Genomic DNA, 12,504 nt, shown 5'->3' with positions numbered 1-12,504 from the left:
TCTTTATTGCGTCGCCTTATTCGATATCCGCGCGCATCTTTACAGGCCGATGCTTTAGTCGCGGCCGCGGCGGCGTTCGCGCCGCGCCGCTCCCGCGGCGGCAGTGTCGAAGCCTTTGGCGAGCTCGGATACGGGGCCGAGGCGTTGCTCAACCGTCTCGATCGAGGGACGCGCGCCTTTGGTATAGCTCTCCAGCGACTTGCGCATCGACGCCAGATGATCCGGACTGGTGCCACAGCAGCCGCCGATGATGCGGGCACCGGAATCGAGAGCGATCCGGGCGTAGTCCGCCATCAATTCAGGGGTGCCGGTATAATGGATATGGCCGTCGACATATTGCGGGATGCCGCAATTGCCCTTGGCGACGACATGCGCGTCGGGCCTCGCCGCAGTGATCCCGAGAACCGTCGCGACCAGCTCGGAGGCGCCGACGCCGCAATTGGCGCCGATCGCCACGGGCTGGGTGCTGAGGCTCGCAGCGAGCGCGCCGAAAGCCTGCGGCGTGATGCCCATCATGGTGCGGCCATTGGTGTCGAAGCTCATGGTGGTGACGATGGGCAGACCGGCTTGCGCCGCGCCTTCGACGGCGGCGCGCAATTCCTCTTCCGACGACATGGTCTCGATCCAGAGCACGTCGACGCCGCCTTCCTTCAGAGCCTTGGCCTGCTCGGCGAAGGCCGCCACACCTTCGGCATGCGACAGCGAGCCGATCGGCTCGAAGATCTCGCCCGTCGGTCCGATCGAGCCAGCGACATAGACAGGCCGCGTGACGGCGTCAGCCTCGGCGCGGGCATTCTTCGCGGCGGCGATATTGATTTCGCGCACCTGGTCTTGCGCATTGTGGAGCTTCAGGCGATGGCGATTACCGCCGAATGTGTTGGTGAGGATGATGTCGGCGCCCGCCTCGATGAAACGGCGGTGCAGCGAGCGGACCCGGTCCGGGAACTCGAAATTCCAGATCTCGGGGGCATCGCCCGACACCAGGCCCATCTGGAAATAATTGGTGCCGGTGGCACCGTCGGCGAGCAGCCAGGGCCTGGAATTCAGAGCTTCAACGAAAGTCGGACGCGTCATCGAATGGGTTCCCAGAAGTATATGATCATATAAACATATCTTTATATGAATTTCAACCGCCCTCGCGGTCAGCGCCACATATCATATGATGCCGGGCCTGCCAGCAGGGCAATACGGTCATTAATGCGATAGCGGTCGGGATTCTGGCTCAAGGGCGGCAATTCTCCGTCGCGAATGGCGTTAAGCCCCGTCATCAGATCCTCAAGATCGCGGCGAGCGAGCCTCGGCGCCACATGGGTGCCGTCCGGAAGCGGCTTGCCGTGGGCGCCCAGAATCAAGGCATCGTCGGGAAGGAGGGAATCGAGGGCCTCGGCCGCAGCTAAGTAGTCGGGCAGGCTGGCGCCCGGTATCTGACCATAGAGATTGCCGAGATAGAGGAAATCGGCGGCCAGAAGGATGCCCTGCTCGCGATCGAACAGGGAGATCGATTCAGGCGAATGACCGGGAGTGGCGACGATCTCAAGCTCCTTTCCGCCGAGATCGACGCGCTGGCCGATCGACCACCATTGGCCGATCGCCATCGGCGTCCAACTCACGCCATCGCGCGCGCCCAGGAACATCTCTTCCGGCGCATGAAACAGGCCATCCCGCATCGAGTCGCGCAGGATCGGCAGATCGGCGAGCGCCGTGTCGGCGAAGCGGTGAAAATTGCCGGTATGGTCGAAATGAAGATGCGACAGGAGCGCCGTGACCGGCCGGTCGGTGAGGCTCTGGACCACGGGTGTGATATCGCGCACGCCCGGCCCCGTATCGAAAACCAGAGCCCGCTCGTCGCCGACGATGAGATAATTCCAGTTGATCTGATAATATTTGGGCTCGCCGATCCCATAGAGGCCGGGAGCGATTTCGTCGACGACATACCAGTCGTCGAACCAACGGATATTCGGTTTGGTCATGAATTAAGCCCGTTCGGCGCCGTAGTAGAGCGAGACGACATGCTGGGCTTCGGCAAAAAGAGCCAGCGCTCAACGGCGGCGGCGGCGGCGGCGAGCAGGAAAGCGACCAGCGACAGCGGGACCACGAGAGCTGATACGAGGACAGTCAAAACAGTCGCCAGCGCTGCGGCGAGGAGGAGGATCATAACGATGCGGCGCAACTTCTCCGCATGCTTGCGCGCCACCACATAGCCCATCTCCTTCATGATGAAATTTTCGGCGGTGTGCGGCACTTCCCACTGCCGCACCTTCTCCCCTGTCCGCGCCAGTCCTGTCGCCGCCTCGATGGTGCGGTCGCGCGGCTCAGCGTCGATCTGGCGCCAATAGAGATATTTGAGCACCAGCGTGAGGAGAAGCGTGACCATGGCGAGGCCCGCCTGGAAGGTCTGATAGCGCCCGAAGACCGAAGCAATCGCCATCAAAAGGACGGCGCCGGTGGAGAGCGCGAAAGCGAGATAGACCGGCACGGTCAGCTTCTGGTGCCATTGCCGGATGGTGGTGAGCGTCGAATAGATCTTGGCGGTGCAGAAGACGGTCACTGCGCACATCGCCGCCGTGACCAGCCCGGCGAGGCCGATCCATTGCGGCCCGTCGATGAAACCCAGCCATAAGGCGCCGAAGAGCAGCGCCGGCGCGAAGGTTATGACCGAGGCGATGCCCTCGCGCGACAGCCACGAGGAGCGCCATTGCGAGAAGGCGCGCCAGGCGCGCTCAGGCCGGCCCAGATGGAATGTCGATGACAGAAGTCCGAGCGAGATGAGGCAAAGGGCGATGACCAGCGCCGCCAGCCCGAACCACAGGCTCGAGGCCGGTCCATGGTTGAAGCCGACGAGCCCGAGCAGTGCCAGAAGCCCATAGCCGGCGCCCGAAGCGGTGGTGAACAGAATGACGGAATAAGCGGGATGCATGAACTATCGGCTCAGGAGGCGGTCGGCCCAGCGGAAGAAATCCTCGATGCGCGATTTGCCGTCGCTCTTCGTCTCTGATGGAGTTGGCGCGACCGTAAACTTCTCGCTGCTGCGTGGGCGCGGCGGCAGATATTTGTTGACCGGCTTATAGCCCATCTCAGGGAGAAGATCATAACCCTGACGCTCGGCGACAAGACGCGAGACCTTGCTTTCGGCGTCGCCCAGATCGCCGAAATGACGCGCGCCCGTCGGGCAGGCCTTCACACAAGCGGGAACGCGGTCTTCCTCGGCGAAGTTCTCATTATAAATGCGGTCGACGCAGAGCGTGCATTTCTTCATCACGCCATGGTCATAGTCATATTCGCGCGCGCCATAGGGACAGGCCCAGGAGCAGAGCTTGCAGCCGATGCAGGTTTCGGGATTGACCAGCACGATGCCGTCCTCGGCGCGCTTGTAGGAAGCGCCGGTGGGGCACACGGTCACGCAGGCCGGTTCCTCGCAATGGAGACAGGAACGCGGGAAATGCACGATGCGCGACTGCTCGTCCTCCGCCCCCTTCACCTCATAGCCATGGATGCGGTTGAGCCATGTGCCTTCAGGCGAAGTACCATAGGCGTCTCTGTCGTTGAGCGGCGCCGAATAGCCTTGCGTGTTCCATTCCTTGCACGACGTGGCGCAGGCCTGGCAGCCGACGCAGATATCGAGATCGATGACGAGGCCGAGCTTCTTCTGGCCGGACACTTGTGCCGGAAGCGAAGTCATGCGCGCCTCCGTCCAGCGATACCCTTGAATCCCTTCAGCACGGGGAATTGCGGCGCGCTCATTTCGGTTTCGTCCTCGGCCTTCTCTATGCGCACTTTCAGGTCATACCAGGCGGCCTGGCCGGTGACCGGATCGGAATTGGAATAGCGATAGCCGCCGTCGCGCTGGGGCAACAACTCGGCGATCAGATGATTGAGCAGGAAGCCCTTCTTCGCTTCCGGCGCATCGGGCGCCAGAGCCCAGGCGCCGGAGCGCTTGCCGATCGCGTTCCAGGTCCACACCGTGTGCGGATTGACGCCATCCATCAGCTTCACTTGCACCTTGATGCGGCTCGTCGCCGAGATCACCTGCACCCAGTCGCCGTCCTCTAGACCCATTTCCTCGCCGCGCGAACGGGCGAGATAAAGCCAGTTGCGGCCGAGGATCTGGCGCAGCCAGGCATTCTGCGAGCCCCAGGAGTGGTACATCGCCATCGGCCGCTGGGTGATGGCATGCAGCGGATATTCGCCTTTGTCGCGCAGGCTCTCCTCGATCGGCTCATACCAGCCAGGCAAGGGATCGAAATACCGCAGGATGCGGCCGCGATGCGCTTCCGGCGGCGTGACCGCGCCGTGACCTAGGGCAGCAAGACGGAATTTCTGCAAGGGCTCAAGATAGAGCTGGAAGACAATCGGATCCGGCTTGCCGATGAAACCGAAAGACGTCGCCCATTCGAGATAGTCGCGATTGGCGTGGCGATAGTACTTCACATGATCCGGCAGCTCGTAGAACCAGTGGCAGCCATTCTCGATATAACGTTCGAGCTGCTTCGGATTGGGCTCGCCGCGCCCGTGGAAGACGCCTTCCTTGCCACGCCAGCCGGCGAGTGGGCCGATGCCGGGACTTCTCTCGTGATTGACCATGTAGTCGGCATAGCCGCCCGGATAACGCGGCGTGCCATCCTCATTGGTCATGCCGGTGAGGCCTAATCTGGCGCCGAGATCGAGCAGCACAGTCTGGAAGGGCCTGACATCGCGGTCGGGCTCGGTGATCGGCTGGCGGATGGCGTCGGCCGGGCCATCGGCTTCCGAGATCGGCCGGTCGAGGAGCGAGATGCAGTCAAAGCGCTCGAGATAAGTCGTGTCCGGCAGGATCAGATCGGCGTAATGCACCATCTCCGACGCATAGGCGTCGGAATAGATGATATGCGGGATGATATAGTCGCCGGTCTTCTCGTCTTTGGCGGTGAGATGTCCGGTCGTCTCGGCGACATTCATCGCCGAGTTCCAGCTCATATTCGCCATATAAAGAAAGAGCACGTCGATTCCGTACGGATCGCGCTTGGCCGCATTGGCGATCACCGTGTGCATGAGGCCATGGGCGGCGAACGGCGCCTCCCAGGAATAGGCCTTGTCGATGCGCTGCGGGGTGCCCTCGTCGTCGATGAGGAGATCCTCAGGGGCGGTGACAAAACCGAGCGGCGGTCCGGGCAAAGCGGTATTGGGCTTCACCTGGCCCGGCTTGCCGGCGGGCTTGATGCCGGGGGGCGCCGGCTTGGGGAAAGGCGGGCGATAGCGGAAGCCGCCCGGCACATCGATCGTGCCAAGAATGATCTGCAGGAGATGCAGCGTGCGGCAGGTCTGGAAACCGTTCGAATGGGCGGAGATGCCGCGCATGGCATACATGGAGACCGGACGGCCGATCATCTTGTCGTGGATGCGCCCGGCCCAGTCGCGCCAGCCGATATTGAGGCAGATCTCCTCATCGAACGCGGTCCGCGCCAGCTCCGCGGCGATGCGACGGATCGTGTCCGCCGAAATGCCACAGGCTTCGGCAACCCTGGCCGGCGAATACTCGTCCGATAGGAAACGCTCGGCCACGAGCATGAAGGACGGAACGGCGCGGCGGCCGTCGACCAGGGTGACCTCGCCGACAAGCTTCGGAGACGTATCGGCGCGATGGGCCGATAGGGTCCGCCCGATCACCGCGTCATAGATCAAGGGCTCGCCATTGGCGTTGCGCGCGAAGGTGCCGTCATCGGCGCCGCCCGGATTGCGGATGACGAGCCAGGCGGCATTCGTGTAACGCGCCAGGTAATCAAGATCGATCTTCTGATTGTGCAGCAATTCGTGGATGAGGGCGCCGGCGAAAAGACCGTCCGTGCCCGGACGAATGCCGATCCACTCGTCGGCGATGGCCGAATAGCCGGTGCGCACCGGATTGATCGAGACGATCTTGACGCCGCGCGCCTTCAGCTTGCCGAGGCCGATCTTGATCGGATTGGAGGCGTGGTCCTCGGCGACGCCGAAGAGCAGGAAATACTTCGTGTGCTTCCAGTCGGGCTCGCCGAACTCCCAGAAGGAGCCGCCGAACGTATAGAGGCCGGCGGCCGCCATATTCACCGAGCAGAAGCCGCCGTGAGCGGCATAATTGGGCGTGCCGAACTGCGTCGCCCACCAGCCGGTCAAGCCCTGCGACTGGTCACGGCCGGTGAAGAAGGCGAGACGCTTCGGATCCTCGGCCCGCACCTTGGATAGCCAGGAGGTGGCGAGGCTCAGCGCCTCCTCCCATTCGATCTCGCGGAACTCACCCGAGCCCCGCTCGCCGACCCTCAGCATCGGCTTCGAGAGCCTCGCCGGCGAGTAATGCTGCATGATGCCGGACGCGCCCTTGCCGCAGATCACTCCCTTGTTCACCGGGTGGTCGCGGTTGCCTTCGATATATTTGACCGTGCCATCCTTGAGATACACCTTGATGCCGCAGCGGCAGGCGCACATGTAGCATGTGGTCGTCTTGATCTCGTCCCAGGTCTTGGGCGAGGTATCGATCTTGGGTTGGGTCATGGAGGGCATGGCATCAAATTGGCCCGCCAACCTACATGATGGGACCAGCCTGGACCATAGGGACAGACACCTGTGACAATAGGAACCAGCCCGCCTGCATCGCCATAAATCATTGACATTGTTGTTGGGATTTTTGGCCCTATGATGGGTCCAGAGGTGCCCGTTGCGCGATTGGCTTGTGCATATCCGCCGCCACAACCACTCGAGTCTGCAGACGCAGATTCGCGAGGCCCTTGTCGCCGCCATTCTTGACGGACAGCTCACGCGCGACGAACCCATCCCCTCCACCCGCAAGATGGCCAAGAGCCTCGGCGTCTCGCGCAACACGGTGGTCCTTGCCTATCAGGGCCTGCTTGATGACAGCTATCTGATCGCGCGCGAGAGGTCTGGCTACTTTGTCGCCGACAAGGCGCTCGAGACCGCGATACGCCCGGCCAAGGCGCCGCCGGGTCCGCCGGCTGAGACTGGCACCGACCCGCAATGGAAGGCGCGCCTTCTCAAGCATCCGGCCGCCCAGGCCAACATCTTCAAGCCGCTCGACTGGCAAAGCTACACCTACCCCTTCATCTATGGGCAGGTTGACCACAATCTCTTTCCGCTCGCCGAATGGCGAGACTGCGCGCGCCAGGCGCTCGGCAAGAAGTGGCTCGGCACCTGGACCAACGACACCTGGGCCTTCGACGACCCCCTCCTCGTCGAACAGATACGCCGCCGCATCCTGCCGCGCCGCGGCATCATGGCGAGCGACGACGAGATCCTCATCACGCTCGGGGCCCAGAACGCGCTCTATCTCATCACCAGCCTGCTCATCGACGAGAAGAGCCGCGTGGCCATGGAGGAGCCCGGCTTTCCCGACATGCGCAACATCTTCCGGCTCAAGACCAGCAAGGTGGCATTGGTGCCGGTCGATGAAGCCGGCCTCGTGCTGAACGAAGATGTGGCCGCCTCAGATCTCGTCTTCGTGACGCCCAGCCATCAGTTCCCGACCACCGCGACCATGCCGCTGACCCGCCGGCTCGATCTCCTCAAACTGGCCTCCAAGCATAATTTCGTGATCATTGAGGACGATTACGAATTCGAGACGAATTACGTGAACGAGCCCTGCCCCGCGCTCAAATCACTCGATGACGAAGGCCGTGTCATCTATGTCGGCTCGCTGTCGAAGACGCTGTTCCCGGGCCTGCGTCTCGGATTCCTGGTCGGGCCCAAGGAATTTGTCGAGGAAGCGCGTGCGTTGCGCCGGCTGATGGTGCGCCATGCGCCCAACAACAACCAGCGCACCGCCGCGCTTTTTCTCTCGCTCGGCCATCACGACACACTGATCCGCCGCCTGCACAAAGCGTATCGCAACCGCTGGGAAATCATGGGCGCGGCGCTGCAGACCTATCTGCCGGATTCGGCTCGCATCCCCTCTTTCGGCGGGACCAGCTTCTGGGTCGAAGGTCCGCGTGGGCTCGACAGCGAGCTGCTGGCGCGCGAGGCAGCGGCGCGCAGCCTCGTCATCGAGCCGGGACGCATTCATTTCGGCGCCGAGAACGCACCCGACAATTTCTTCCGGCTCGCCTTCTCATCCATCGACGAAAAGAAGATCGAGCCAGGCATCAAGCTCCTCGCCGACACCATCGCCGACGCGGCGCGCCAGGCCTGAATGGTTGTGCCAGCTTGATTCATGGACAGTGCTCAGACCGTCTCGCGCAGGGTGTCGCCATGCAGGGCAATAATCTCAGCGGCGATCGGCTTGGGATTCTCCCAATGCGGACCGTGTCCGGCACCTTCGTAAACTGACAGGCGGGCCCGGGGGATACCACGCAGTAGAAGATCCTGGTGTTCCCGGCTGCATATATTGTCCCGGTCACCCCACACGATCAGGGTCGGCGCCACGATGCGGTGCAGTCTGTCGCTGCGATCCTCACTGAGCATCGAGCGCAGAGCGCCCCGCCAGACCCGGGCGGGCACTTTGGCGCTTTCGAACAGGATGCCATCGAAGAAAGTACCCGGTACTGGCTGCGCCAGGGTGCTCTCCTGAAAGCTGCGAACGAACTCGGGATCGACTGGATCCTCCAGTCCGGCGACGGAGTCGCGCCACATTTCTTCAACGCCGGGATGATCCGCGACGGTGGGCAAGCTGCCGATAAGGACGAGACCGGTGACGCGTTCGGGATGATCCATGGCAATACACTGAGCAACGAGGCTGCCCATCGAATGGCCGACGATCACAGCCCGTTCTATTGCGAGCCTGTCCATGGCGCCGACAATGTCGCCGGTAAACTCCGCCATGTCATAGCGGGACTCGGGCTTTGACGAGTCCCCATGACCGCGCAGGGAAATTGCGACGGCTCTGATGGTGGGCGGAAGCTCCTCGATGACCGGCCGGTAGGATCGCCATGAATCGCCATAGCCATGGACGAGAATAAGGGGCGGTCCATCGGGACTGCCGCGCTCCGCGCAGGACAGTCCATTGCCATCGCCAAGATCGACGAAATATTCGCGATATCCGTTCACGCTTGTCATCTCCCTGTACGATGCCGTGGTTCTCGGGCGCTGCAGAAATGCGCGCACTCTCGATAGCGACCGGCATACTTCGCCTTCACTTCATGCTAGCCTGCCCCCCGGCAGGGCCGCGGAACGCGCCACAGCCATGCATATTGACTAGTGCACTCGGACAGATGAGCAAATGATCAGGCCGCCGGATCAGATGACTTTTCGTCCAAATCGGGCTGCGCCCCAAAGGGCGGACCCGCTCGCTGAGATCCTGCGCTCGGTCCGTCTGACCGGTGGCGTATTTCTCGATGCCCGGTTCAGCGCCCCCTGGTGCATCACCTCCAAGGTCACGGCGGAAGACTGCCGGCCGTACCTCCCGACACCCCGCCAGGTCATCGCCTATCACTTCATCATCGCCGGCAGGCTACTCCTCTCGCTCGATGACGAGCCGCCCGTGGAGATCCGCGCCGGTGAGATTGTGCTGCTTCCGCGCAACGACGGTCACATGCTTGCCAGCGGCCCGGGATTGCAGCCCGTCAGCATGGATGATCTGATCCAGCCATCCGCGGAAGGCAAGCTCGCCGGCGTAGTTCATGGTGGGGGTGGAGAGCTGACGCACCTGGTCTGCGGGTTCCTGGGTAGCGAGGAACTCTACAATCCACTGATCGCCAATCTGCCAAAGATGCTTAAGCTTGATATGCGTCAGGGCACTTCACATGACTGGGTGGAGGCTTCCGTGAGGTTTGCGGCAAGCGAGCTTGCCGCTGGGCGGTTCGCGTCATCGGATGTCATGTCGCGCCTCTCGGAGCTTCTGTTCGTCGAGGCGGTCCGGGTTTTCTCATCAGAGTTGCCTGAGCAGGAGAGCGGCTGGCTCAGAGGCCTGAAGGATCCCTATGTCGGCCGCGCCTTGTCCCTTATTCACCACAACAGTGATGCTCCGTGGACGGCCGTATCTCTCGCAAAGGAACTGGCGCTGTCGCGGAGCGCATTTGTCGACCGCTTCTCCGCCCTGGTGGGCATGGGGCCGATCCGGTATCTTACGATCTGGCGACTTCGAACGGCGCGGCAACAGCTTCGCGAGACACGTCGGACCATCGCGCAGATCGCGCATGCGGCCGGCTATGAGTCGGATGAGGCCTTCAGCCGTGCCTTCAAACGCGAGTTCGGCCTGTCGCCGGCAAGATGGCGAGACCAGCAACGTGACGGCTGAAGGCAATAACGCTCATGTCACCAGCAGGACGATGCCGGTGACGAGAAGGGCCACGATCCAGAGCGCATCGATGTTGAACCAGGCGTCGCGCAGGATGGCGAGACCCAGCCAGCCATAGACGACGGTCGCCATGATCGCGGTAACGGTCAGCATCGCCAGGGTATGCAGCGAGACGCCGGCGAGTGCAGCCATGAATGGCTGAAGCACACCTGTGCCGACCTCCCCTGACGGAAAACACAGCGGCCCCAGCGCCGGCCACAGCATGAGGCCGGCGCCATGCGCCGTCGCCATCAGGAACGACCACAGAGCGAGGCCGGCGAAACCCGCCTGCATGCCGATGCGTGCCCGATGACGATGGCCGAAGCGCCAGTGATAGATCGCCCAGCCGATCAGAAGCGCGCTGCAGACGATGCGCACCAGGCGGGGATCGATCAGCACGCCCGCCCCCGCCATCAGGAACGCCACCATCGCGACGGCGAGCGTATGGCCCACCGCGATCGGAATGAGCGAGAGGAGAACGGTGGCGAAACTCCCGCGATGCATCCCTAGCGCCACCGCAAACAGCCAGCCCATAGCCGGGTTCAGTCCATGCAGTGCGCCGAGACCCGCGAGCACCAGCCACGGCCAGGCTTCACTCATCAGAGCACAATGTGTTCGACTACCCTCACCCTGGGGCGCTACCCCGGCCTTGCGCCGGGAGAGCCTCGAAGGGTGTGCTTCGAGGGCCGCTTCGCGGCCACCTCAGCATAAGGGTACATTGACAGACGATTTCTTCCAAAGCCATTGCGGTCCAGAGCATCACGGATAGCAGTAGGAATCCGACGAGCAGTCGCCGCCCTCGAGCCTGACCTGATGCGGCCGATGCGGAGCCGGCCATTGCACGAAGAATTTCGGATCGAAGGCGATGCCGCCCTCAGGCACCGCATCGAGCTTCACCATCCAGCCCTCCATGCCCTCCGGATAGAACTGCGGGTCGATGGCGCCATAGAGCGAGTTGGTAAAATAGACCCGCTTTCCGTCCCGGCTGATCTCGACCATTTGCGGGCCACCGCTCAAGGGGCCGCTATGGGCGGGATGGCCGGCGCGCGCGACAATGCCGCCGATGCGCACCTTGCCGGTGAGCTTGGGCTTGAAGGGATCCGACACGTCATATTGGTGCAGATCACCGGTTCCCCAGCAGGACACATAAAGGAAGCGGTCATCCATCGACAGGTCAATGTCGGTGACCAGCGGCGGCACGGCGCCGAACCCCTTGAGCATCGGCGGCAACTTCTCGGGATCGGCCGGTTCGGCGGGAATGTCGATCACCTTGGTGACCGCCCATTTGTCGCCGTCGCGGTGCCAGACCCAGATCGACGAGGAGAGATCCTTGAGCGAGACGACGCAATTGACGAAGCCATAGGCCTTGGTCGGATCATGCGCCGGGCGCAATTCGAAGACGAGTTGGTACTCCTCGCCGAAATCGATGGTCTGCAGATGCTTGCGCTTGTGCAGATCCCAGAAATGCAAGCGCCGGCCATATTTCGCGCCGAGCAGGATTTCGGGGATCAGGCCGTCCTCGAACATGTCGGGCGTGCCCCACTCGCTGGTGACCATCGTGTCGTGTCCGAGATGCCACCATGCGTCATAGGCCAATTGCTGCGGCCCGCGATCTACTTCCCAGCGTCCTCGTATGGCGAAGGTTTCGTGATCCATGAGGAAGATGCCGCCGGGTGCCTTGCCTTCCTCATTGCCGAGCGCGGCGACATAGATGCCGTCCGGACCGCAATGGATCGTATGGGGACGCGTATAGCCGGCGCGTTCGGCGACCTCCCCAGGCTCGATCACCTTGACGATCTTCGGCTTCTTGCGATTGGGCTTGGTGTCGAGAATATGGATACGCGATGAGCGCAGGCCCGGCACCACGAGATAGCGCCGTTCACTATGGGGATGGGGCGCATTGGGGCAGAGACAGGACGAGCAGGCATTCCAGCCGAAATGATGCAGCTCGTCGCCCACATTCGGCATCGCCACCGACCCGACGATCTTCGAATAGCTTTTGGATTTCGGATCGACATCGACAACCGCCAGCGCATCGGGCACCTTGCGGTTGGGATCGAAGGCGACGACATAGGCCAGGCTCTCGGGTGCTGCCTTCATCGCCATGCGGGGCGACGGATAGAAACTGGGATCCGGCTTCATCAGGCTGGCCATGGGCGTCTCCTTCCGTGATCGGTTGAGCAGTTCCCGGGGGATTCTCTATGTGATCATCCGTAGCGCCGTACAGGAAACGCTACCTGAAATTGTCCCTGCCTTCAATCAGAGCGGCGGGT

Annotated in this window: 10 protein-coding genes; 2 read left to right on the top strand and 8 right to left on the bottom strand. The window is 62.5% G+C overall.

Annotated features, from left to right (window positions below; all coding sequences use genetic code 11):
- Positions 1-54: 54 nt before the first annotated feature.
- The 5 genes from bmt to G5V57_RS22350 form a co-directional block, all read right to left on the bottom strand.
- Complete coding sequence (gene bmt, locus G5V57_RS22370; RefSeq protein WP_165169748.1) at positions 55-1,074, bottom strand: betaine--homocysteine S-methyltransferase; 1,020 nt, start codon at positions 1,072-1,074, stop codon at positions 55-57.
- A 68-nt stretch (positions 1,075-1,142) separates the two neighbouring features.
- A complete protein-coding gene (locus G5V57_RS22365; RefSeq protein WP_165169747.1) occupies positions 1,143-1,970 on the bottom strand; it encodes an MBL fold metallo-hydrolase in 828 nt (275 codons plus the stop codon).
- Positions 1,967-2,917 carry a DmsC/YnfH family molybdoenzyme membrane anchor subunit gene (locus G5V57_RS22360; RefSeq protein WP_246737322.1) on the bottom strand — a complete coding sequence of 317 codons (951 nt, stop codon included), beginning with the start codon at positions 2,915-2,917 and terminating at the stop codon, positions 1,967-1,969. Before G5V57_RS22360 ends, G5V57_RS22365 begins: the two co-directional genes overlap by 4 nt.
- A gap of 3 nt (positions 2,918-2,920) precedes the next feature.
- On the bottom strand, positions 2,921-3,679 hold the full coding sequence (locus tag G5V57_RS22355) for a 4Fe-4S dicluster domain-containing protein (protein WP_165169746.1): 759 nt from the start codon (positions 3,677-3,679) through the stop codon (positions 2,921-2,923).
- Positions 3,676-6,501 (bottom strand): molybdopterin oxidoreductase family protein, encoded by a 2,826-nt coding sequence (locus G5V57_RS22350; RefSeq protein ID WP_246737321.1) that lies wholly within the window; start codon positions 6,499-6,501, stop codon positions 3,676-3,678. The genes G5V57_RS22355 and G5V57_RS22350 overlap by 4 nt, the downstream gene beginning before the upstream one ends.
- A gap of 163 nt (positions 6,502-6,664) precedes the next feature.
- Here G5V57_RS22350 and G5V57_RS22345 point away from each other — a divergent pair, with 163 nt between their 5' ends.
- On the top strand, positions 6,665-8,149 hold the full coding sequence (locus tag G5V57_RS22345; protein ID WP_165169744.1) for a PLP-dependent aminotransferase family protein: 1,485 nt from the start codon (positions 6,665-6,667) through the stop codon (positions 8,147-8,149).
- A gap of 32 nt (positions 8,150-8,181) precedes the next feature.
- On the opposite strand, the gene G5V57_RS22340 is transcribed toward G5V57_RS22345, so the two are convergent.
- A complete protein-coding gene (locus G5V57_RS22340) occupies positions 8,182-9,003 on the bottom strand; it encodes an alpha/beta fold hydrolase (RefSeq protein ID WP_165169743.1) in 822 nt (273 codons plus the stop codon).
- Between the two features lie 193 nt (positions 9,004-9,196).
- On the opposite strand from G5V57_RS22340, the gene G5V57_RS22335 reads away from it, so the two are divergent.
- A complete protein-coding gene (locus G5V57_RS22335; protein ID WP_165169742.1) occupies positions 9,197-10,192 on the top strand; it encodes an AraC family transcriptional regulator in 996 nt (331 codons plus the stop codon).
- A 12-nt stretch (positions 10,193-10,204) separates the two neighbouring features.
- On the opposite strand, the gene G5V57_RS22330 is transcribed toward G5V57_RS22335, so the two are convergent.
- Complete coding sequence (locus tag G5V57_RS22330; RefSeq protein ID WP_165169741.1) at positions 10,205-10,831, bottom strand: hypothetical protein; 627 nt, start codon at positions 10,829-10,831, stop codon at positions 10,205-10,207.
- A 159-nt stretch (positions 10,832-10,990) separates the two neighbouring features.
- Positions 10,991-12,385, bottom strand: coding sequence for a selenium-binding family protein (locus G5V57_RS22325; protein WP_246737320.1), 1,395 nt, complete (start codon positions 12,383-12,385; stop codon positions 10,991-10,993).
- Between the last annotated feature and the right edge of the window lie 119 nt (positions 12,386-12,504).

It is taken from the genome of Nordella sp. HKS 07 (assembly GCF_011046735.1).
In the GTDB taxonomy this organism is placed as follows: domain Bacteria; phylum Pseudomonadota; class Alphaproteobacteria; order Rhizobiales; family Aestuariivirgaceae; genus Taklimakanibacter.
The sequence above is the reverse complement of the archived record's forward strand: the minus strand, read 5'-3'. Positions and strand labels throughout refer to the sequence as shown.